The 18,391-nt window shown below is 74.1% G+C and carries 22 protein-coding genes; 13 read left to right on the forward strand and 9 right to left on the reverse strand.

Annotated elements, in window-relative coordinates; translation table 11 throughout:
* Positions 1-188 precede the first annotated feature (188 nt).
* Positions 189-1,445: an alpha-amylase family glycosyl hydrolase gene (locus ABEA53_RS10755; protein ID WP_345481156.1), complete on the reverse strand. Its 1,257-nt coding sequence runs from the start codon at positions 1,443-1,445 to the stop codon at positions 189-191.
* A gap of 153 nt (positions 1,446-1,598) precedes the next feature.
* On the opposite strand from ABEA53_RS10755, the gene ABEA53_RS10760 reads away from it, so the two are divergent.
* The gene (locus ABEA53_RS10760) at positions 1,599-2,705 is read left to right on the forward strand and encodes a fatty acid desaturase family protein (RefSeq protein WP_345481158.1); all 1,107 of its coding nucleotides are present in this window, start codon (positions 1,599-1,601) and stop codon (positions 2,703-2,705) included.
* Between the two features lie 51 nt (positions 2,706-2,756).
* Here the strand turns inward: ABEA53_RS10760 and ABEA53_RS10765 are convergent, their stop codons facing one another.
* Entirely contained in the window at positions 2,757-3,464 is a 708-nt protein-coding gene (locus ABEA53_RS10765; RefSeq protein WP_345481159.1) for an alpha/beta hydrolase, read from the reverse strand.
* 93 nt (positions 3,465-3,557) lie between these two features.
* On the reverse strand, positions 3,558-4,133 hold the full coding sequence (locus ABEA53_RS10770) for a TetR/AcrR family transcriptional regulator (RefSeq protein ID WP_345481160.1): 576 nt from the start codon (positions 4,131-4,133) through the stop codon (positions 3,558-3,560).
* A gap of 13 nt (positions 4,134-4,146) precedes the next feature.
* Between ABEA53_RS10770 and ABEA53_RS10775 the strand changes: the two genes are divergently transcribed.
* Positions 4,147-5,415 carry a beta-ketoacyl-[acyl-carrier-protein] synthase family protein gene (locus ABEA53_RS10775; RefSeq protein ID WP_345481161.1) on the forward strand — a complete coding sequence of 423 codons (1,269 nt, stop codon included), beginning with the start codon at positions 4,147-4,149 and terminating at the stop codon, positions 5,413-5,415.
* A 25-nt stretch (positions 5,416-5,440) separates the two neighbouring features.
* Here the strand turns inward: ABEA53_RS10775 and ABEA53_RS10780 are convergent, their stop codons facing one another.
* The 3 genes from ABEA53_RS10780 to ABEA53_RS10790 form a co-directional block, all read right to left on the reverse strand.
* Positions 5,441-6,082 carry a winged helix-turn-helix transcriptional regulator gene (locus ABEA53_RS10780; RefSeq protein ID WP_345481162.1) on the reverse strand — a complete coding sequence of 214 codons (642 nt, stop codon included), beginning with the start codon at positions 6,080-6,082 and terminating at the stop codon, positions 5,441-5,443.
* Between the two features lie 3 nt (positions 6,083-6,085).
* On the reverse strand, positions 6,086-6,520 hold the full coding sequence (locus ABEA53_RS10785; protein ID WP_345481163.1) for a VOC family protein: 435 nt from the start codon (positions 6,518-6,520) through the stop codon (positions 6,086-6,088).
* A 67-nt stretch (positions 6,521-6,587) separates the two neighbouring features.
* Positions 6,588-7,505, reverse strand: coding sequence for a LysR family transcriptional regulator (locus tag ABEA53_RS10790; protein ID WP_345481164.1), 918 nt, complete (start codon positions 7,503-7,505; stop codon positions 6,588-6,590).
* Positions 7,506-7,596: 91 nt separating this feature from the next.
* Here ABEA53_RS10790 and ABEA53_RS10795 point away from each other — a divergent pair, with 91 nt between their 5' ends.
* The 6 genes from ABEA53_RS10795 to ABEA53_RS10820 all read left to right on the forward strand — a co-directional run bounded on the left by ABEA53_RS10795 (position 7,597) and on the right by ABEA53_RS10820 (position 11,852).
* Entirely contained in the window at positions 7,597-8,571 is a 975-nt protein-coding gene (locus ABEA53_RS10795; RefSeq protein WP_345481166.1) for a DMT family transporter, read from the forward strand.
* A gap of 275 nt (positions 8,572-8,846) precedes the next feature.
* On the forward strand, positions 8,847-9,494 hold the full coding sequence (locus tag ABEA53_RS10800) for a COG1361 family protein (RefSeq protein WP_345481167.1): 648 nt from the start codon (positions 8,847-8,849) through the stop codon (positions 9,492-9,494).
* The gene (locus ABEA53_RS10805) at positions 9,476-10,378 is read left to right on the forward strand and encodes a S26 family signal peptidase (RefSeq protein WP_345481168.1); all 903 of its coding nucleotides are present in this window, start codon (positions 9,476-9,478) and stop codon (positions 10,376-10,378) included. Before ABEA53_RS10800 ends, ABEA53_RS10805 begins: the two co-directional genes overlap by 19 nt.
* Complete coding sequence (locus ABEA53_RS10810) at positions 10,375-11,205, forward strand: LamG-like jellyroll fold domain-containing protein (protein ID WP_345481169.1); 831 nt, start codon at positions 10,375-10,377, stop codon at positions 11,203-11,205. The genes ABEA53_RS10805 and ABEA53_RS10810 overlap by 4 nt, the downstream gene beginning before the upstream one ends.
* A gap of 108 nt (positions 11,206-11,313) precedes the next feature.
* Entirely contained in the window at positions 11,314-11,502 is a 189-nt protein-coding gene (locus tag ABEA53_RS10815) for a hypothetical protein (protein WP_345481170.1), read from the forward strand.
* 89 nt (positions 11,503-11,591) lie between these two features.
* Positions 11,592-11,852 (forward strand): hypothetical protein, encoded by a 261-nt coding sequence (locus ABEA53_RS10820; protein ID WP_345481171.1) that lies wholly within the window; start codon positions 11,592-11,594, stop codon positions 11,850-11,852.
* 64 nt (positions 11,853-11,916) lie between these two features.
* Here the strand turns inward: ABEA53_RS10820 and ABEA53_RS10825 are convergent, their stop codons facing one another.
* Positions 11,917-13,164: a GAF domain-containing protein gene (locus ABEA53_RS10825; protein WP_345481172.1), complete on the reverse strand. Its 1,248-nt coding sequence runs from the start codon at positions 13,162-13,164 to the stop codon at positions 11,917-11,919.
* A 267-nt stretch (positions 13,165-13,431) separates the two neighbouring features.
* Here ABEA53_RS10825 and ABEA53_RS10830 point away from each other — a divergent pair, with 267 nt between their 5' ends.
* The gene (locus ABEA53_RS10830; protein ID WP_345481173.1) at positions 13,432-14,175 is read left to right on the forward strand and encodes an SGNH/GDSL hydrolase family protein; all 744 of its coding nucleotides are present in this window, start codon (positions 13,432-13,434) and stop codon (positions 14,173-14,175) included.
* Between the two features lie 4 nt (positions 14,176-14,179).
* On the opposite strand, the gene ABEA53_RS10835 is transcribed toward ABEA53_RS10830, so the two are convergent.
* Positions 14,180-14,308, reverse strand: a complete 129-nt coding sequence (locus ABEA53_RS10835) for a hypothetical protein (RefSeq protein WP_345481174.1) — start codon at positions 14,306-14,308, stop codon at positions 14,180-14,182.
* A 222-nt stretch (positions 14,309-14,530) separates the two neighbouring features.
* Here ABEA53_RS10835 and ABEA53_RS10840 point away from each other — a divergent pair, with 222 nt between their 5' ends.
* Together ABEA53_RS10840 and ABEA53_RS10845 are read left to right on the forward strand one after the other, a co-directional pair.
* Entirely contained in the window at positions 14,531-14,950 is a 420-nt protein-coding gene (locus tag ABEA53_RS10840) for a BLUF domain-containing protein (RefSeq protein WP_345481175.1), read from the forward strand.
* A 96-nt stretch (positions 14,951-15,046) separates the two neighbouring features.
* Positions 15,047-15,592 carry a BLUF domain-containing protein gene (locus ABEA53_RS10845; RefSeq protein WP_345481176.1) on the forward strand — a complete coding sequence of 182 codons (546 nt, stop codon included), beginning with the start codon at positions 15,047-15,049 and terminating at the stop codon, positions 15,590-15,592.
* A gap of 28 nt (positions 15,593-15,620) precedes the next feature.
* Here ABEA53_RS10845 and ABEA53_RS10850 read toward each other — a convergent pair whose 3' ends face one another.
* Complete coding sequence (locus ABEA53_RS10850; protein ID WP_345481178.1) at positions 15,621-16,376, reverse strand: TetR/AcrR family transcriptional regulator; 756 nt, start codon at positions 16,374-16,376, stop codon at positions 15,621-15,623.
* An 80-nt stretch (positions 16,377-16,456) separates the two neighbouring features.
* Here ABEA53_RS10850 and ABEA53_RS10855 point away from each other — a divergent pair, with 80 nt between their 5' ends.
* Together ABEA53_RS10855 and ABEA53_RS10860 are read left to right on the forward strand one after the other, a co-directional pair.
* Positions 16,457-17,941: an MFS transporter gene (locus tag ABEA53_RS10855; protein ID WP_345481179.1), complete on the forward strand. Its 1,485-nt coding sequence runs from the start codon at positions 16,457-16,459 to the stop codon at positions 17,939-17,941.
* 51 nt (positions 17,942-17,992) lie between these two features.
* Complete coding sequence (locus ABEA53_RS10860) at positions 17,993-18,382, forward strand: nuclear transport factor 2 family protein (RefSeq protein WP_345481180.1); 390 nt, start codon at positions 17,993-17,995, stop codon at positions 18,380-18,382.
* Positions 18,383-18,391: the final 9 nt, after the last annotated feature.

The raw sequence follows: 18,391 nt of genomic DNA on the forward strand, positions 1-18,391 counted from the left end.
GCCACGAAGGAGCGCGCGCAGGAGGTGAGGCGCGCGGCAGGCGAGCCGCGAGGACGGCGCCCGTGACGTCGCCGCGAAGATCGACGAGCTCGCGGAGCCGGAGCGCACCGTGGCACGGCGCATCGCCGCGATCGTCGAGGAGGTGGCGCCCGACCTGGACCCGAAGGGGCGACTTCTGAGGAGTCGGGTCAGTCGCGGCCGAGGACCGCGGCCTCGTGGGGGCCGAGTCCGCCCTCGAGCACGCGCTCGCCGTTCGCCGGTGCCAGGTCCAGCGGCCCATCGCCGACGTTCAGGGCGACCGTGATCGCGTCGTCCCCCTCCGGCGACGACATCCGGTAGACGAGCACGTCGTTCTCCACGGAGACCTGCTCGTACCGCCCGCGGGCGAGCCACGGCTTGCGGCGGCGCAGCGCGATGAGCCGCTGGTGGAGGCGGAGGATCGGCTCGCCGAGGCGGGACAGCTCGTCGGGGGAGTCGGGGAACGCCGGCCGCACCGCGTCGTCGCCGCCGGCGCGGTCCTCCTTCACGCCGCGGAACCCCTCCTCGTCCCCGCTGTAGACGACCGGGACGCCGCCCACCGTGAAGAGCACCGTGAGGGCGTGCGCGAGGTGCCGCTCGTCGGTGAGGCGGCTGGCGATGCGCGTCGTGTCGTGGTTGCCGACGAAAGTGGCCGGCAGGAAGGACGCGACCAGGTCCCGGTGCCGGCCGAGCGTCCAGGCGAGCTCCCAGAGGTTCCGCTCGTTGAGGCTGCTCCAGATCGCCTTCCACAGCTCGTACTGCGTCACCGAGTCGAGCCCGGAGTCCGCCACCCACTGCGCGTAGTCGCCGTGGATCACCTCGCCGAGCAGCCAGGCGTGCGGGTGCGTCTCGTGCACCGCCTCCGCGACCCGGTGCCAGAACGCCGTCGGCACTGCGTACGCGGCGTCGAGCCGCCAGCCGTCGACGCCGCGGTCGAGCCAGTGCCGCATCACGTCGATCACGTACCGCAGCACCTCGGGTTCGTCGTGGTTCAGCGCGACGAGTGCGCCGTGGCCCTCGAAGACCGCCCAGCCGTCCCCCTCCCGACGGAACCAAGCGGCCGCCGCGGGGTCCCCCCGCTCCGCCTGGACGAAGCGCGGGAAGGACCGGCCGACGTGGTTGAACACCCCGTCGAGCACCACCTCGATCCCGCGCGCGTGCGCCGCCGCGATCAGCGCGTCGAGGTCCTGCTCGTCCCCGAGCCGCGGGTCGATCCGGAGGTGGTCCCGGGTGTCGTACCCGTGGGTCTCGGAGTCGAACACCGGCCCGAGCTGCAGCCCGTTCGCCCCGAGCTCGATCATCCGGTCGAGCCAGCGCTCGATGCGCGGCAGCCGGTGCTGCACCGCGCCGCCCGCCGGCTGCTCCTGCTCGGCCCCTGTGAACCCCAGCGGGTAGACGTGCCACAGGATCACGTGCTCGAACCGCATGCCGACGTCCTTCCGCGCCGGGGCGGGGCGCTCCCGGGCCCCGAGAATCTACGCAGGACCGCCCGCGGAACCGCCGACCCGTACCCGGGTACGGGGCAGGAGTTGGCTCCGGCGGGGGACGTGCCGGAACCCTCGGATTCCTAGCCTTGACCCATGACCGCAGTGGCACCACGACCCGTCCGCACCACCACGCCGCGCACGGCACCGGTGGGGCGTGCGCAGTCGAGCCACGCCACCGACTACACGGAGCTGACGCGCCGGGTGAAGGAGGCGGGCCTGCTCCGCCGCCGCCCGGGGTCCTACGCGCTCCGCATGACCGTGCTGGTCCTGCTGTTCGCCGTCGGGTTCGTGCTGCTCGCGACCCTCGGCCGCACCTGGTGGCAGCTGCTCGTCGCGGTCTACTTCTCGGTGCTGTTCACGCAGTCGGCGTTCCTGGCGCACGACTCGGCGCACAAGCAGATCTTCACGTCCGGGCCCCGCGGTGAGGCGTTCTCCCGCGTGTTCGGCAACCTGTTCGTCGGCCTCAGCTACGGCTGGTGGATGAACAAGCACACGCGGCACCACGCGAACCCGAACACGGTCGGCAAGGACAACGACATCGTCCCCGGCGCCGTCGTGTTCGTGCCGAACGAGGCCCCCGAGCGCTCGGGCGTCGCCGGATGGTTCACGCGCCGTCAGGGCTTCTGGTTCGTCGGGATCCTCGCGCTCGCCGGCCTCGACCTGCACAAGTCGTCGATCCAGGCGATCCTCGGCGGCGAGAAGGTCCCGCACCGCGTGCAGGAGGGCGTGCTGATCGGCATCCGCCTGATCGGCTTCGCAGCGGTCGTCCTGCTCCTGCTCGGCCCGGTGCTCGGGCTCGTGTTCATGGTCGTGCAGATCGCGTCGTTCGGGATCTACATGGGCGGCACGTTCGCGCTGAACCACACCGGCATGAAGGTCATCGAGCGCGGCGAGAAGGTCGACTACCTGCGCCGACAGGTGCTGACGTCCCGCAACATCCGCGGCGGTCGCCCGATGGAGCACGTCATGGGCGGCCTCAACCTGCAGATCGAGCACCACCTGTTCCCGAACATGCCGAGCGCCAACCTGCGCAAGGTGCGCCCGATCGTGCGCGAGTACTGCGCCGAGCTCGGGGTGCCCTACGTCGAGAACGCCCTGCCCACCGCCTGGCGGGTCGTGCTGACCTATCTGCACCGCGTCGGCATCCGCCACGCGGACCCGTTCGACTGCCCGGCGGCGCAGTCGTTCCGCACCGCCTGATCGAGCCCGACGAGGAGGGGGCGAGCGCTGCGGCGCTCGCCCCCTCCTCCGTCAGCCGGCGATGAGCGCGCCCAGCTCCGCGGCCACCAGATCGGGCCGCGACAGGAACGGGTGGTGGCCCGTCGGCAGGTCCACCGACCGCGTGGCGCGGGCGGCGTGCTCCCGCTGCAGGGCGAGCGACGTGCTGCGGTCCTCGGTGCAGACGAGGTAGGTGGAGGGGCGGCCCCGCCACGCGGCCCGGGTGGTCGGCGTGCCGAAGGCCGCGACGGACTGCGGGGTCAGCCGCGCCCATGCCTCCGAGCGGGTCCTCGGGTCGGTGACGTCGGCCCAGAAGCGGGCGCCGAACGCCGCCTCGTCGTAGCCGGTGACGCCGATCGTGCCGTCGCCGAGGTCCGCGACGCGCACCGGGTCCTGCTCGCCGCTCATGATCGCGCCCTGCGACAGCCCGGGCTCGGGCAGGTAGGACGAGATGAGGAGCAGGTGGCGCGCCGCCGGGTGGTCCGCGCCCTCGGCGATCACCGTGCCGCCGTAGGAGTGCCCGACCACGATCGCGTCGCCGGCCGCGTCCAGCGCCGCGTGCAGCGCGGCAGCGTCCTCGACGAGGCCGCTGGTGCCGGGCGCCGCGCCCTCGCCGCACGACGGCAGCGCGACCGCGCGGCTGGTGACGCCGGTGTCCCGCTCCACCAGCTCGGCGACCGCGTGCCACCACCACGCGCCGTTGCGCACCAGCGCGCCGTGCACGAACAGGATCTCCACCATGGACGTCCCCCTCCGCGGCGCGATCGGGCGCCCGCCCCTGCACCCTAGGTCGGGCGGGGAGCGGCGCCGCGGGCCCGCTGCTGCGGGCAGCGCTCAGGCGTCGGCGCGGATGGTCATGGTCGCCGCGAGGCCGACCTCCGACGGGCCGCCGGGGATGCCGCCCGCGGAGAGCAGGACCGCGCCGAAGGTCGCGCTCCAGAAGGTCGTCACGTCGCGCGCCGTCCCGTGCTCGCTGCGCCAGCCGTGGCGCTGCAGCATGCGGTCGAGGTAGCGCTCCGACTGCCGGAAGAGGATGCCGATGGCGCGCCGCACCTCCTCCCGCACGTCCTCGTTCTCCCGCGCGAGGGACAGCGCGACGACGACGTGCCGCAGCGACGGCATCGCGAGGGCCGTGCGGGCCAGGGCCGCCCGAAAGGATTCCGCCGTCTGCATGCGTCGGCCGGCGGCCTGCAGCCGATCGGTGTCCCGCAGCAGCAGGGCGAACGCCGCTTCGACGAACAGGCGGTCCTTCGACCCGAAGTGGTGCGTGATCTGATTCGGGTAGACGTCGGCGGCGCTCGCGATCTCGGCGACCGTGGGGACGTCGGGGCCGGTCTGCAGCAGGCGCATCATCGCCGTGCGGATCCGGGCGCGGGTCGCGGCCCCGCGCGGAGTCCCGGTTCCCGCCACTCTCGAATTGTACGTGGTACAACTGGAGGTGAAGTTGTTCGCCGTACAAATCAGGAGCGTCATGCGGGTCGTCATCACGGGCATGGGAGCGGTCTCGCCGCTCGGGGACGACGTCGAGGCGCTCTGGAGCGGGATGCTCGCCGGGCGCAGCGGCGTGCGGGACTTCTCCTCGGACGGCGAGCGGTTCGCCTCGCTGCCGATCCCGATCGCGGCGCCCGCGGTGGTGGACGTCGACGAGAAGCTCGGCCGGGTCGCGGCGCAGCGCCTCGACCGCAGCCAGCGGCTCGCGCTGATCGCCGCGGCGGAGGCGTGGGCCGACGCCGGGACCCCGGAGGTGGACGGCGACCGGTTCGCCGTCGTGGTCGGCACCGGCATCGGCGGCCTCGAGACGCTGCTCGGGCAGGACGACGTGCTGGAGGCGTCCGGCGCGCGTCGGGTGTCGCCGCGCGCGGTGCCGATGCTCATGCCGAACGGCGCCGCGGCGCAGGTCAGCATCGCCTACGGGGCGGGCGCCGGCGTCTACACGACCGCGGCGGCGTGCGCCTCCGGTGCCGAGGCGATCGCCGACGCCGCCCGGCTGCTCGCCACCGGGGAGGCGGACATCGTGTTCGCGGGCGGGGTGGAGGCGTCGATCGCGCCGCTGACCCTCGCCGCGTTCGCCCAGGCGCAGGCCGCGGCGAAGCCCGACGGCGGCCCCGTCGACGCTCTGTCCCGCCCGTTCGACGCCGCGCGCCGCGGGTTCGTGCTCGGCGAGGGCGCCGGGATGCTCGTGCTCGAGACCGAGGAGCACGCGCAGCGCCGCGGTGCCCGGGTGCACGCGGTGCTCGCCGGGTGGAGCGTCACCTCCGACGCGTTCCACATCACCGCGCCGCAGCCCGAGGGCCGCGGCCAGGTGCGCGCCATCCGGAACGCCCTGAAGATGGCCGGGCTCGCGCCCGAGGACATCGACCACGTCAACGCGCACGCGACCGGCACCACGGTGGGCGACACCACCGAGGCGGCCGCGATCGCCGAGAGCCTCGGCACGACCGCGTCCGTGACCGCGCCGAAGGGCGCCATCGGGCACCTGCTGGGCGCGGCCGGCGCGGTGGAGGCGATCCTCGCCATCCGCACGATGACCGCAGGGCTGGTGCCGCCCACGCGCAACCTCGACGAGCTCGACCCGGCCGTGCCGCTCGACGTCGTGCGTGGCGCACCGCGCGAGCAGGAGGTCCGTGCGGCGCTCAGCGACTCCTTCGGCTTCGGGGGTCAGAACACGAGCCTGATCTTCACCCGCCCCTGAGCGGCTCCCGCCCGGGTCGCCCGCGTCAGGCGGCCAGGTGGAAGGTCGTCGCGAACCGGCCGAGCAGGTCCTGCCGCCCGTGCAGCACCGCGACAACCCCGGTCGCGATCGCGGTCTCGGGCGGCAGCTCGCCCGAGATCAGCCGGTGGATGCCGGGGCCCGTGGAGAACGCGAGGTCCACCGCGCCGTCGACCCGATCCACCTCCAGGGTCCCGCCCTCGACCCGGATCCGCAGCGCGGCCGGGCCGAGATGCGCGGCGTAGGAGGTCGCGGGCAGCGCTGCTGCGACCTCGGGCCGGAAGGCGCTGCGCAGGTCCATCGTCATCGACTCCGGGGTGATGCCCTGCTCCTCCCTCGGCTCGCCGAGCGCCCGGATGCCCCACGCGCCGAGCAGCAGCACCACGGGTTCGAGCTCGCGGCCGAACGGCGTGAGCTCGTAGACGATCACGCGGGAGCGCGGGGCTCGGCGCAGGATCCCGGCGGCCTGCAGCTCCTTGAGCCGCGCGGCGAGGATGTTCGTGGGGATGCGGGGGAGGCCGGCGGCGAGCTCGCCGTAGCGGCGCGGCCCCACGAGCAGGTCGCGGACGATGAGCAGGGCCCAGCGCTCGCCGACCAGCTCCATCGCCCGTGCGACGCCCGAGTGCTGCCCGTAGTCGCGGGCTGCCACGGGTCAGCCCTGCTGCTGCATCGCGGCCTCGGGGCCCTGGGCGGCGGCGACCGGGTCCATCCAGCCGAAGTCGATCACGTTGCCGTCGGGGTCGGTGAGCCCGCGCTGGTACATGAAGCCGAAGTCCTGCGGCTGCCCGAGCTCGCGACCACCCGCGGCCAGCCCCGCGGCGACCGTGGCGTCGACCTCCTCGCGGCTGTCGAGGAAGATCGCGGTCGAGGCGGAGGGGCTGACGGCCGGGTCGCCGACGGGCAGCTCCGTCATCGACTGGAAGAACTCGCGGGTGAGGATCATGAAGAAGCTGTGGTCCTCCTCCACCACGACGCAGGCCGCGTTGTGGTCGGTGAAGAGCGGGTTGATCCGGAAGCCCACGGCCTCGTAGAACGCCTTCGCGCGCTCCAGGTCGGTCACCGGCAGGTTGACGAACATCGTGGGCACCAGCGGGCTCCTTCGGCCTCGGTCCGGAAGTGGACGGCGTCCACACTTGCAATAGACAAGTAGGACGTCAAGGGGCGTGCGCCGACCTCGCCGCGCGCTCCGCGGCCACGGCGCGGAGCGCGGTGAGGACCGTGCGCACCGGTCGCAGCGCCAGCGCGTCCGGCCGGGCCAGGACGTCGACGTGGCGGACCGCCTCCAGCCCCGCGATCGGGCGCAGGACCAGCCCGTCCACGGCGAGCGGCGCGGCGGTGATGCGCGGCATGATCGCGAGCGCGGCGCCGCCGCGCACGACCTCCGCGGCCACGAACAGCTCGTTGATGCGGTGCGCGATCCGCAGCGGCCGGCCCGCCCGCGCGGCGAGCAGGTCGAGCGCGCCTCCGAGCGGGAAGCCGTCGTGCACCGCGATCCAGGGCTCGTCGGCCAGCTGCTCGGGCGTGAGCGCCGCCTGTGCGGCGAGCGGGTGACCGCTCGGGAGGGCGACGTCGAGCGGCTCCACGAACAGCGGCGCGACGGCGAGCCGCCGGGTGGGCCACTCGGGATGGTGGGCGAGACGGTGCGCCACGACGAGGTCGTGGTCGGCGGTCAGGCCCGCGAAGTCGCCCTGGGCCACGTCGGCGTCCCGCAGCGAGACCCGCGGCTCGTCGACCAGCGCCGCGAGCAGCGGGCCGAACAGGGCGTGCCCCGCGCTGTGGAAGGCGGAGACGCTCACCACCCGGTCTCCGTCGTCGAGGAACGCGCCCACGGCGTCGCGGGCCGCGGCCATCGCCTCCTCCACGCGGGCGCCGGCGACCGCGACGGCCTCGCCGGCCTCCGTCAGCACGAGGGCGCGGCCGCGGCGGACCGTCAGCGGCACCGCCACGCCCGCCTGCAGCGCGGCGAGCTGCTGCGAGACCGCGGAGGGGCTCACCCGCATCGCCGCGGCGACGGCGGCGACGCTGCCCCGATCGCCGAGCTCGCGCAGGAGGCGCAGCCTCGCCGGATCCATCGGCCGGTTCGTATCCATAAGCGTCTGCTCAACCATCGATCAAGGAGGTGGCCGTTGTTCTTCATCGACGGTACGCCGCAGAGTGGCGTCCGTGCTCCCCTCCCGCCCTCCGGTCGCCGACGTCCTGCTGATCGCCGTGGCGGCCGTGTGGGGCGCCAGCTTCCTCGCGGCCAAGGACCTCTCGGCGCAGACGGGTGTTCCCGCGGCGATCGCGCTCCGCTTCCTCGTGGCCGCGGCGGCCCTCGGCCTGCTCTGCCTGCTGCGCCGCGAGCGGCTCCCGCGCGGCCGGGGTCTCACGATCGCGGCGCTGCTCGGCGGCTCGCAGGCCGCCGTGATCGGGCTGGAGACGTGGGGCGTGCACCTGACGTCGGCCACGAACGCCGGTCTGCTCATCAGCCTCGCCCTGGTCGCGACGCCGGTCCTGGAGAGCCTGGTCTCGCACGACCGGCTGCCCGGACGGTTCTTCGTCGTCGCGGTCGCCGCCGTGGCCGGCGTCGCGCTGCTCGTGTCCGACGGCGGCTTCCGCGCGCCGACGGCCGGAGACCTGCTGGTCCTCGCGGCGGCGGTCGTGCGGGCCGTGCACGTGACGGCGAGCGGTCACCTCACCCGCGGGCGCTCGGACGGCTCGCCGGGCGTCGTGCTGGTGCAGATGGCGGTCTGCGCCGTCGTCTTCTCGGGAGTCGGCGCCGCGGGCCTCCCGTCGGCCGTCGCCGGCCTGGGCGCGGCCGGCTGGGCCGACGTGCTGTTCCTCGGGCTGCTCTGCTCGGTCTTCGCCTTCGTCGTGCAGCTGTGGGCGGTGCGGCGCACGTCGGCGACGCGCGCGAGCGTCCTGATGGGCACGGAGCCGGTCTGGGCGCTGCTCGTGGGCGTGGTCCTGGCCGGGGAGGCGATCGGACCCGTCGCGCTCTGCGGCGCCGCCGTCATCCTGATCGCGAGCGCCGTCGCGCAGGCGATCGAACGGCGTCACCGCCTCGGGCCGGTCCAGGAGGGTCCCCGTGCCGTGTGTGCGCAGGCCGCGCCGCGGATGGTCCGGGCGGCCGAGGCCTCGGATGCCGCGAACCATTGAGTGCCCCCGTCCTCCAGGGGCATCCGTGTGCACGATTCGTCGAGGTGCGGTGCTCGAGAGCGACCGTTTCCCGCTCCCGAGCCCCCTCGAACCCCGCTGCTGAGGCCGGATGCGCGAACGGCAGGCTCCGTAAGGGGACTGCACGAATCGCTGATGCCCCCGTAGTCGGGCGTTGAGCGCGGGCCCCGCACCTTTCAGCATCGCCTCAATCGAAAGGCCGGACCGATGGGGATCCGGGACGGACGCTCCTCGAGCGCCCGCAGGGGGAGGGACACATGGGACGCCACGCCGTTCTCGCTCGCACGTCGCGCCGCTTCGCGGTCGTGCCCACCGTGCTCGCCGCCGGCGTGCTCGGCGCGGCGCTGCTCGCCGGCTCGACGACGGGCACCCTCTCCGGCTTCGTCGCCTCCGTCACCGGCACCACGAACTCCGCCGGCGACGGCGTGCTCACGATGGCGGAGCAGACCACGACCGGCACCGTCCTGTGCTCCTCCACCGACGGCACCTCGATCACCTCGACGAACTCCGCGAGCTGCGCCGGCGTGAACAAGTTCGGCGGCGGCACCACCCTGACGCCCGGCGACACCGTGAGCACGACGGTCGTCATCAAGAACACGGGCAACGTCACCGCGAAGACCTTCAGCGTCGCCGGCGGCGCCTGCACGCCCTCCTTCACCGGCACCCCGCACGGTGCGGCGACGAACATCTGCTCGACCATGACCCTCGTGATCAGCTCGCCGAACAATCCGAACGCCTACACGGGCACGGTCGGCGGCCTGGCCTCCGTCACGAAGCCGCTCGCCCAGCTGGCGGCCAACACCTCGGAGACCTTCACCTTCACCGTGGGGCTGCCCTCCAGCGCCGACAACACGTACCAGGGGCTCGCCGCCTCCATGCCGGTGACGTGGACCTTCACCGCCTGAGCACCGCGCAGGCGGAGGCGGTGCGGGCGCCCGGACGGCGGGCCCTGCGCACCACGGTGCGAACGCGGCGGCGCCGGTCGCGCACGGTCGTCGTCTGCGGCGCCCTCGCCGCCCTGCTGCTCGTCGCCGTGCTCGCCGCGGTCGGGTTCCGCCTCGCGGGCGGCAGCTGGTTCATCGTGCAGACGCCGTCGATGGGCACCGCCGCGCCCGTCGGATCGCTCGTGGTCGACGTCGCGGCCGCGCCGGGGGACCTGCAGCGCGGCGACCTGATCTCCTTCCGCCCGCCCGCGTCCCCCGACGAGGTGTACACGCACCGGATCCGAGCGATCGGGCCCGACGGCATCCGCACCCGCGGCGACATCAACGGTGCGGAGGACCCGTGGACCCTGCGCGGCCGCGACCTGATCGGCCGCGTCGCGGTCGTGCTGCCCGGGGTCGGCTGGCTGGTCCGCAGCCTCCCGGTCCTCATCGGCGGCCTCGCCCTCGTCTGGCTGCTGTCGGGCGCGGTCCGCACGCCGCACCGGCGCTTCGCGCTGCGGCTGATCGGCGTGCCGCTCGTGGTGTCCGCCGTGCTGCTGTGGCTCAAGCCGTTCGTCAACACCGCGGTGCTGCTCACGGACTCGCAGCACGGCCGGACGATGGCGCGCATCGTCTCGACCGGCCTGCTGCCCGTGGAGGTGAGCGAGCAGGGCGGCGCGCGCATCCGCCTCTCGAGCGGTCAGGTGGGCGACCTGTGGCTCGCGAGGTCGGACCAGCAGGGGCACTTCTGGATGTCCTCGGCGCTCGCGCTCCCGGCGTGGGGCTGGGTCGCCGTCGGGCTGCTCTGCGCGGTGCCCGCAGCGCTCGCCGTCATCAACGGCCGACGGCGCGGACGGCACCGATGAGCCCCGCGGCCGCCGTGCGCCTCCTGGTCGGCGCGGTCCTCACCGCCGCGGCTGCGCTGGCCGCCGTGTCCGGCCCGACGCTCGGCGCGTGGTCCGCCTCCGTCGCGGGCCCGAGCTGGCAGGCGGGCACGGCGACGTTCTTCACGTGCGCCGACACGGTCGCGCCGGGGCTGAACGACGGAGCGAACCCGCTGTTCGCCCTCGCGTTCCGCAGCGCCGCCGGTCCGACCGATGTGAGCGGCAACGGCCGGAACGGCGCGTACACCGCGCCGGCGACGGTCCTCGCGGCGAAGGCGCCGGGGTGCCCGCGCGACCCGGAGGGCGTCTGGCGGCTGAACGGGACCGGTGACTGCGCCGCCAACACCATCGCGGTCGGCGTGCTGACCCCCGCCGCCTTCAGCGTCGAGGCGTGGTTCCGGACGAGCGGCACGGGTGCGTCGGGCACGCTCGTCGCCTTCGGCGCGACCAACCGTGCGCTCTACGTCGACAACGGGGGGAAGGCGCGCGGCTGGATCGGCGGCGCCGACACCGTCGTCTCCACCGCACGGGTCGACGACGGGCAGTGGCACCTGGCGACCCTCGTCTTCACGCCCAGCACCGGGACCGCCCTCTACGTGGACGGCGTCCTCGCCGGCTCCGTGAGCTCGATGAGCAGCGCCACCAGCCTGGTCAGCGCCGGGTCGTGGCGGGTCGGCTGCTCGGCCACGACGCCGACCTGGCCCTCCGCCGGCGCGCAGTACCTGACGGGCGACCTCCGGTTCGCGGCCGTCTACACGTCGTCCCTCACGAAGACCCAGGTGGAGCAGCACTACCGAGCGGGCGTCTGACCGGACCCGGTCGATCCGCACACGGACATGGCGGTTCCAGCCGCCCGGCGTCAGGCTGAGCGCACGGCCCGCTCCAGCGTCGGGGCGCCGACGTCGGAGGGACGGGACATGACGGATCACGGAACGGCGCAGCCGGACGACGGCCGCAGCGTCCGCATCGACATCGACAACGCCGAGGAGCTCGTGGAGACCTCGTCGGCGCACGCCCGCGGCGAGCTCGACGACGCGGAGTTCCTCGACCGCCGCGAGCAGCTGCTGACGCGGGACGGGGGCGACGCCACGGGAGCCGGCGACTGAGCGCTGCAGCACGAGGCGGAACGGGATCAGCCGGATCGCCCGCGCACAAGCCCTTGCGGGAAGTCGACCCTCATGGGGAGGCTGTGGTCGTGCGGCACGTGTTCTTCATCGTCTACGCGGTGATGGCCGTCTGGCTCGTGATCGCATCCGTCCTGCGGGTGGTCCTCTCGCTGCGCAGCGGCGTCCCGATCGACGTGCTGCCCGCCGTCACCGGCGGGTTGGGCCTGGTCGCCCTGCTCCTGCTGATCCCGCGAGCGGTCCGCCGGGTCCGCCGAGCGCGGCGGACCGGCCCCGAGACGCTGGCCGAGCAGCTCCAGCAGTACACGACTCGGCGGGCCGCCGGTCGCTGACGCGTCCTGCTGGGTGCGTGAGCCGGCTGCGCGGGTGCGACCACGTCGTCGTCAGCGGCCCCGCTCAGACGGTCTGCGGAGTCGGAACGGCGCGCGCCGACTCGTGCGGCGCCGGACCCTCCATCGCCTGCAGCAGCACCTCGGCCTCGTCCGCGTAGCGCTGGAGGTCGGCCACCGGCGCGAAGCCGCTGTCGTGCGCCTCGGAGTCGAGGAGGCAGAGGGTCCCGATCGCGCGGCCGTCCGTGCCGTGGAGGGGGACCCCTGCGTAGAACGGCAGCTGGACGACGTCGAGGAACGGGTTGTCGCGGAACCGGGCGTCGCGCTGCGCGTCCGGCACGACCAGCGGCGCGTCCTGCGCGACCGTGGTGGCGCAGTAGGTGAGCTCGCTCGGTGCCGACACCGGCGCACCGCCCGTCTCGGCGACGAACCAGGTGCGGCCGCCGTCGACCAGGTTGACCGCGGCGAGCGCGACGCCGAAGTACTCCTGCGCCCGTCGCGTGACCCCCTGCAGCGCGTCGTCGCCGCTCGGGGCGACGGCCGACTCGAGGGCACGCGCGGTGCCCGCCCAGTCGTGCTCGGCGGCGGCGACGGCCGGATGGGCGGGCCGCGCGGTGCGCACGGCGTCGAGGACGGGGGCGAGCCGCTCGCCGAGCTGCGCGGCCCAGTGCCGGTACCCCTCGCTGGAGCCGAGCGGGCGGTCGGCTTCGAACCGTTCGACCGGGGCCGGGATCACGGTGATGCGCGACGACCGCTCCGCCGCGCGGTGCAGGACGTCGACGAGCCGTCGCGCGTGGTGCTCGGCGATCACGCCGAGCAGGCCGCGGGCCATCACGTATGCGCGGATGCGCGGCGGCTCGACGAGCACGATCGGGGTCGCGAGGTCGACGTGGGCGCGGATGTCGTCGAGCAGTCGGTCGAGCGACGCCGCCCACCGGTCCACGGGCTCGAGCCGCAGCGCGTCGTTCATGCCGAGCGCTACGACGACCGCGTCGTAGCGCTCGTCGATCCGCCCGTTCACCCATGCGGTCGCGGAGGCGGCGGTCATCCGCTCGTCCCCAACGAGGTCGACGCGGGTCGGGCGCGACGTCCGGGTCCAGAGGTCGCGGCCGAGGTGCCCCACCACGGAGACGCCGTGGGACGCGACCCCCCAGCCGTGCAGCGGCCCGTTGCCGATGACCAGCACGTGGTCGGGGTCGCCGATGCCGACCGTCGTCGTCGGCGAGGTGCGCGGGGACGGGGTCGTCGGTGCGTAGGTCAGCATCCGCGCGTACCAGAGGCGCATCGAGCTTCTGAGCAGCTCGTAGAGGTGCATGCCGGGGTGCCTTCCTGGCGGAGAGGGGTCGGTCCGTCGACCCGGACCCAATCTCCCCCGATTTCCGGCGCCGCGAGAATCCCGCGTTCGGGGTGGACTCCGCATCGTCGTCCCGCTCCCGCTCCCGCTCCGCTGCGGCGGAGTGCGGCGCGGCCTCCGCCGGGCACGCCCTCGGCCCGCTTGACTCCCCTCCGTGTCTGCTCGCCCCGGCCCCGCCCGTCGTCCGGGAGGCCGGCGACGCCGACCGGACGCGCGTGGTCTCGCCGCGTGAACATCCGCAGGGCCGTCGCGGCGGGCACCGGATGGTTCTACCGGGCGGCACGCCGAGCGGGCGTGGTCACGACCGCGAGCCGGCAGGCCGCGCTCCAGGCGTCCCGGACCCTGCCCGAGACGCTGCGCGAGGTGGCCGCGGGCAGCGGGGCCGGCGCGCCGCTGCGGATCGTCCTGCTCGGCAACGGACCCGCCGAGAGCCCCGGCGCGGCCTCCGGCGCAGCCGGCTTCCCGATGCACCTCGCGCAGGCCGTCGCTGCACGGACCCGCCGGCGCGTCGAGGTGAAGACGCTGCTCGGATCGGCCTGGGACCTGCCGGCCCTCGAGCAGCAGCTGAAGGACGAGCAGCTGCACCGGCACGACGCGCTCGTCGTCACCGCCGCCTACCGTCCGCAGCTCGCCGAGATCCCGCTCGACCACTGGGCCGCGTACACCGCGGCGCTCCGCGCGACCCTGGTGCGCGCGACCGGCCCGGAGCCCGTCATCCGCGTCCTCTCGCTGCCGTGGCAGGACGCGGCCCGCGACGCGCCCCTGCACTGGGGCGGCCTCTTCGGCAACCGGGTCAGGGCGGTGGCCGAGATCGCCGAGTCGGTGCTCACGCCGGACCAGCAGGCCCTGCCGCTGCGCCTGCAGGGCCCGGTGATGCACAAGGAGTGGGTCGGCCCCGCGTTCTCCGGGCAGACCTACTTGCGCTGGGCCGATCAGGTCGCCGGCGAATTGTGCGCGGCCTGGCGCCTCTGACCGATCAGGCGTCGAGGACGGCGGAGGACCCGGCCGTGACCGTGCGCGTCAGCGGCGCGGTCGTGGGCGACTCGATCACGTTGCCGTCCGCGTCGGAGAAGACGAGGGCGTTGCCCGCGGGGACTGTGAACATCGGTGCGCTCCGTCGACGGTCGTGACGAGCTCCGCTCAGGAGCCTCTCGGGAGTAGACCCCGTCCTGCTGCGAGCAGCCCCTGGCGGCGCCGGGACCCGGCCGAGCGCGGGCTGTGAGACGTCCTGGCATCGACGCCTCCGCCGTCGGGCTGCTCGCGTCCATCGGAGCACCGGCGGCGGTGCTGCAGACTTCGCTACTCCCCGCCCCGGAAGGACCCGCTCATGCTCTCCATCGTCTACTCCAGCGCGGCGTCGCGCCGGTTCTCCCGGGACGACCTCGCGGCCCTGCTCGAGCAGAGCCGCCGCTCCAACGCGGAGGACGACCTGACCGGTCTGCTCGTGTACCGCGACGGCCGGTTCCTGCAGCTGCTGGAGGGGCCGGACGCCGCGGTCCGGCAGCGGATGGGCGTCATCGAGGCGGACGACCGGCACGGCGCCGTCCGGGTGCTGCTCGAGGACGAGATCGACGAGCGGCGGTTCCCGGACTGGACGATGGGCTTCGAGGACACCGATGCGCGGGCGGCCGACATCCCCGGCCACCGGCGCACCTTCGACGACATCGACTCCGACCGCTCGACCAGCGGGTCGCTGCCGGCGCTGCGCGCGCTGATCGCCTGGTTCCGCGCGCGGCACGACGCCTGAGGACGGGCTGCGCGCCGCCATCAGTCGCTGCGCAGTTCCCTCCGGCACGATGCCGTCGTCCGCTCGGACCCGACATCGAATGCACTGGAGGCGGTCATGGCTGCACACATCGCCTGTCGGCCCGACACGTACACCGGGCACGCGGACACCGGGTGCTTCGTCGTCTGCACCCAGCACCGCCTGCGGGTCCCGTTCGGCGCCGCGCACGCCGTCGCGGTCGCCGCCTGCCGCGAGCACAACGTCGCGCACCACCCCGAGCGGTTCCGCGTCGACCGGCCGCTGCTGTCGGTCGTGTACCGCAGCGTCCGAGCCGCCGGCGCGCCCGAGGTCGACCTCCCCGCGCTGCTCGCCGCCGCCCGCCGCGCGAACCGGGCGTCCGGCATCACCGGGATGCTGCTCACGCAGGACGGGCGGTTCCTCCAGGCGCTGGAGGGACCCGAACCGGTCGTCCGGCGCCTCCTCGCCTCCATCGCGCGCGATCCGCGGCACGAGCAGGTCACCGTGCTCGCCGACGAGATCGTCCGGGCACGACGGTTCCCGGACTGGGCGATGGCGGAGGGGGACATCGGCGGCATCGAAGCGCGGCCGCTCGCCGCCTACTACGAGGGCCTGCTGATCGCGAGGGGCGCCGTCACGAGCTGACGGAGGTCGGCGGCGTCCTCGGCCCGCCTCAGCGCGACGGCTCCCGCCCGACGTCGAGGGGCGCCGGCCGCAGCCCGGCCTGCAGGCGCAGCCCGTCGAGCAGCAGGTCGAGCCCGGACCGGAAGACGTCGACGTCGTCGTGCGTCGCCATCTCGTCGGCGACCTGGTGCGCGAACGGGAAGGCCTCGGGGTCGAGCGCCCGCCAGCGGTCGCCGAGCACGCGGAGGAACTCCGCCGGGGCCAGCCCGCTCTCCAGGTACTCCTTCGGAGGCGGCTCGGCGAGGTCGATCGCGACCCCGACGACGTAGCTGACGACGGACGACACGGCGTGGAACCGCTGCTTCGGCGTCAGGTCGAGCCGCATCAGCTGCTGGCCGAGCCGCTCGAACATGGCCATCGAGTTCGGCTGCAGTCCGCTGTTGCGCAGCATGAACTGGCCGAACCACGGCCGCCGGACGAACTCGTCGAAGAGGGCGAGCGCGATCGCGCGCACGTTCGCCACCGGATCGGTCCCGTGCGTGAGCGGCTCGCTCTCGGCGAGGACCCCGCCCATGACGTCCTCGGTCGCCAGCTCGAGGAGCTCGTCGCGGCTGCCGACGTACCAGTAGATGCTCGCCACGCCGCCGCCGAGTCGCGCTGCCAGCGCGCGGAACGTCAACGCCGGCTCGCCCGCCTCGTCGAGGATCGCGATCGCCTCGCGCAGCACGGTGTCGAGCGAGTGCGATGCGCGTCGCCGCCCCCGGCCGCTCGGTGCGCCGGTCTCCGTCGATCGATCCGCAGACACGTCTTGCATCGTATCGAACGCTGTTCTATATTCTCGAACACCGTTCGAGACTCGAACGCTGTTCGAGAGGAGCCGGGCGCATGAGCACACCGACGACGACCACCGCCCCGTCCCGTGCGCACGCCTCCCTGCGTGCGGCGGCCGTCCCGCTCGCGGCGCTCTGCCTCGCGTTCTTCGTCGAGATGATCGACAACACGCTGCTGCAGATCGCCCTGCCGACGATCGGGAGGTCGCTCCAGAGCGGCACCACCGGCCTGCAGTGGGTGACGGGCGCCTACTCCCTCACCTTCGGCGGCCTGCTGCTCACCGCCGGCTCGGCCGCCGACCGCTTCGGCCTACGCCGGGTGCTGCTCATCGGCCTCGCGGCCTTCGGGCTGATCAGCCTCGCCGTCGTGCTCGTCACGGACATCGGCCAGCTCATCGTGCTGCGCGCGGCGCTCGGCTGCGCGGCCGCCGCCATGGCACCGGTCACGATGTCGCTGATCTTCCGGCTGTTCGACGACGAGAAGCTGCGCATGCGTGCGATCACGATCGTGATGGTCGTCGGCATGTCCGGCTTCGTGCTCGGCCCCCTCCTCGGCGGCACCGTGCTGAGCGCGTTCAGCTGGCAGTGGCTGCTCGTCGTCAACGCGCCGGTCGCGCTGATCGCGTGGATCGGCGTGCGCCTCGGCGTGCCCGCGGACCGTCGCGCCGACCTCACCGGCGAACGGCTCGACCTGCCCGGTGCGGCGCTCACGGTCGCCGCCATCGGGCTCGGCTGCTACACGCTCACGAGCGGTGTGCAGGACGGCTGGCTCGCGCCGCTCACCCTCGCCTGCGCGCTCGCGACCGTCGCGGCCGCGGGGGGCTTCGTCCTCCGCGAGCGGCGCGCGGCGTCGCCCATGATCGACCTCGCGCTGCTCCGCACCGGACCCGTGCGGGGCGCGGCGCTCACGCAGCTCGCGGCGAACGTCGCGATGGCCGGCGTGCTCTTCGGGCTCACGCTGCACTTCCAGTACGCCTACGGCTGGAGCCCGATGGTCGCCGGCCTGGCGAACCTGCCCCTGATCGTCACCATGATCGCCGCGACGCCGATCGCCGAGCAGCTCGCGGCGCGGCTCGGGCACCGCCTGGCCTGCCTCGTGGGCATCGGTCTGCTGACGGGCTCGCTGCTCGGCATGGCCTGGGCGGTCGACCGCGGCTACCTCGCGATCGCGGCGATGATGGTCGTGCTCACCGTCGGGCTGCGGACCATCCTCACGATCTGCGCGGTGGCGCTCGTCGCCGCGATGCCCGCGAACCGGACCTCGATCGGCGCTGCGTTGAACGACACCGCGCAGGAGATCGGCACCAGCCTCGGCACGGCCGTGGTCGGCACCCTGATCGCGGCCCTCGTCACGAACGCGCTGCCGACCGGCGCCTGGACCTTGGCACTCGTCCAGCGCTTCTTCTCCGGCGAGCGGGTCGTGTTCCTCGCCGTCGCCGCCCTGGTGGCCGCGATCGGGGCGATCGGGGCGCTGTCCCTCACCGACTCGCGCGCGACGGAGGAGCCGGCCCCGGCGCAGGAGCATCCCGTCGTGGCCTGAGCGCCGGAACACCGACACACCGGTGTCGCCCCGCACTCGGAGAGTGGACACATGACCGAGCACACGAAGCCCTCCGCCGCCCGCCGCTCCCTCGACCTCTGGCTGACGATGTGGAACACCGACGGCGACCTCGCGCGGCGGATCTGCGCCGACGACTTCCGGATCCGCTTCGCGGTGACCGAGCCCGACGGGTCGGCCCCCGCCGACGACATCCGCAGCGCGGAGGACTTCGCGCGGTACCTCTCCTGGTGGCACGGGCAGAACCCGCACACGGTCTTCGAGACGGTCGCCGACGCGATCGACGGCGACCACGGGCGGCTCATCTGGGACGTGGAGGCGGACGGTGTGCGGGCGGGCGGCATCGACGTGTTCGACTTCGCCGACGACGGCCGGGTCCGCCGGGTCTGGTCCGCCGGCGGCCGGCGCAGCATGCGCGACTGATGGCCGAGC

The organism is Amnibacterium soli, from assembly GCF_039544415.1.
Lineage (GTDB): Bacteria > Actinomycetota > Actinomycetes > Actinomycetales > Microbacteriaceae > Amnibacterium > Amnibacterium soli.

Excerpts from the sequence above, each read along its gene's own strand:
- ABEA53_RS10755 (WP_345481156.1), bottom strand. The coding sequence starts at position 1,445 with ATGCGGTTCGAGCACGTGATCCTGTGGCACGTCTACCCGCTGGGGTTC.
- ABEA53_RS10760 (WP_345481158.1), top strand. The coding sequence starts at position 1,599 with ATGACCGCAGTGGCACCACGACCCGTCCGCACCACCACGCCGCGCACG.
- ABEA53_RS10765 (WP_345481159.1), bottom strand. The coding sequence starts at position 3,464 with ATGGTGGAGATCCTGTTCGTGCACGGCGCGCTGGTGCGCAACGGCGCG.
- ABEA53_RS10790 (WP_345481164.1), bottom strand. The coding sequence starts at position 7,505 with ATGGATCCGGCGAGGCTGCGCCTCCTGCGCGAGCTCGGCGATCGGGGC.
- ABEA53_RS10800 (WP_345481167.1), top strand. The coding sequence starts at position 8,847 with ATGGGACGCCACGCCGTTCTCGCTCGCACGTCGCGCCGCTTCGCGGTC.
- ABEA53_RS10810 (WP_345481169.1), top strand. The coding sequence starts at position 10,375 with ATGAGCCCCGCGGCCGCCGTGCGCCTCCTGGTCGGCGCGGTCCTCACC.
- ABEA53_RS10815 (WP_345481170.1), top strand. The coding sequence starts at position 11,314 with ATGACGGATCACGGAACGGCGCAGCCGGACGACGGCCGCAGCGTCCGC.
- ABEA53_RS10825 (WP_345481172.1), bottom strand. The coding sequence starts at position 13,164 with ATGCACCTCTACGAGCTGCTCAGAAGCTCGATGCGCCTCTGGTACGCG.
- ABEA53_RS10835 (WP_345481174.1), bottom strand. The coding sequence starts at position 14,308 with ATGTTCACAGTCCCCGCGGGCAACGCCCTCGTCTTCTCCGACGCGGAC.
- ABEA53_RS10840 (WP_345481175.1), top strand. The coding sequence starts at position 14,531 with ATGCTCTCCATCGTCTACTCCAGCGCGGCGTCGCGCCGGTTCTCCCGG.
- ABEA53_RS10845 (WP_345481176.1), top strand. The coding sequence starts at position 15,047 with ATGGCTGCACACATCGCCTGTCGGCCCGACACGTACACCGGGCACGCG.
- ABEA53_RS10855 (WP_345481179.1), top strand. The coding sequence starts at position 16,457 with ATGAGCACACCGACGACGACCACCGCCCCGTCCCGTGCGCACGCCTCC.
- ABEA53_RS10860 (WP_345481180.1), top strand. The coding sequence starts at position 17,993 with ATGACCGAGCACACGAAGCCCTCCGCCGCCCGCCGCTCCCTCGACCTC.